The organism is Anaerotruncus sp. 1XD42-93 (assembly GCF_009917605.1).
Lineage (GTDB): Bacteria > Bacillota > Clostridia > Oscillospirales > Ruminococcaceae > Anaerotruncus.
This window is the reverse complement of sequence record NZ_QZEG01000183.1, coordinates 1-1,159: the sequence shown is the minus strand read 5'-3', so window position 1 is coordinate 1,159 and position 1,159 is coordinate 1. Positions and strand designations below refer to the sequence as shown.

Genomic DNA, 1,159 nt, shown 5'->3' with positions numbered 1-1,159 from the left:
AGTGTCCGGCTTGGTTTCGTCGGGACGCGCTACAATCGTGGAGCCGCCGCCGGAGGAACCATTGTCACCGCTGGAAGAACCGCCGCCGGACGAGGAACCTCCCCCGTTGCCGGAACCGCCAGAGTTTCCGTTCCCACCGCCGGAGGAACCGCCGCCGTTAGTACGCTTGGTTACACTGACTGTACAAGTGGCCATAGCACTGCTGTGCTGGGTGTCACCGCTATAATTTGCGGTAAAGGTATATGTTGCCGTTTCGTTAGGCAGGGTGGCTTTCCAGCTTGTTCCGCTGCCGGTAACATTGATACTGCTGTCAGAGCAGCTTACCGTTGCCTCTCCGCCGGAGGGCAGGCCGCTGATGGTCAGCGTTACTGTTCCACCGCCAGCGAGAGAGTCAGGAGTTGCTGCTATGGTTAATTGAACGGGGATTTTGTCCGTTACAGTCAGCTTGCCGTTTACATAGGTGATCTGGTAGCTGTCCCCGTTGGTCAGTATGCCGCCGCTGATGACAATGGCATATTCTCCAAGGGTATTGGTATCTGATACACTGGTTGTCATGGTTGGGTCTGTCGTAAAGGTATCGCTGTTCACCAGCCCCGCCGTCTGATAGGTCAGTGTCGGCATAGCCGCGCCTTTTACCACGGTAAAGCTGTCTGCCGTTAGGGTGATCGGCCTTTTTCCGATGGTCACGGAAATGGCTGCCACGGCTTCATTGTAGTTGTTGTCCGCTGCTTTTCTTGCGGTGATTGTGACAGTTCCGGCTTTGCGGATGGTCGCAGTTTTGTCATTGATGCTGACAACGGACGGGTCGGAGCTTGTAAAGCTGACCGCGCCAGAGCCGTTGCCGCCGGTGGTGGCGAGGTCAAACGCCGGATCACCGTAGGTCTTTGCTTCCACCGGGGAAATGGCAAAGGATTCCTGATTTTTCTTTGCTGCGTCAAAGGTCAACTTGCTGTTAGCAGCTTTGTAGTTGGTATCGCCGCTGTATGCCGCTGTGACCGTGTACTCCTTGTCAGACATATTTTCCCATTTATGGGTAGTTTTCCCGTTCTGCAAGGTCAGGGTTTCGTTTAATCCATCGCTGGTGAGGGTGATGCTGCCCGCAGGAGCCGCGCCGTTCTGTGCGCCGGTAACGGTGACAAGCAAATCTGCCACCCTGCCT

1 protein-coding gene is annotated in these 1,159 nt (G+C 55.7%); it reads right to left on the bottom strand.

What is annotated here, in order from left to right; all coding sequences use genetic code 11:
• Positions 1-1,152 (bottom strand): MBG domain-containing protein (locus tag D5269_RS17895; RefSeq protein WP_347707315.1); only part of this gene is annotated, 1,152 nt, incomplete at its 3' end.
• Positions 1,153-1,159: the final 7 nt, after the last annotated feature.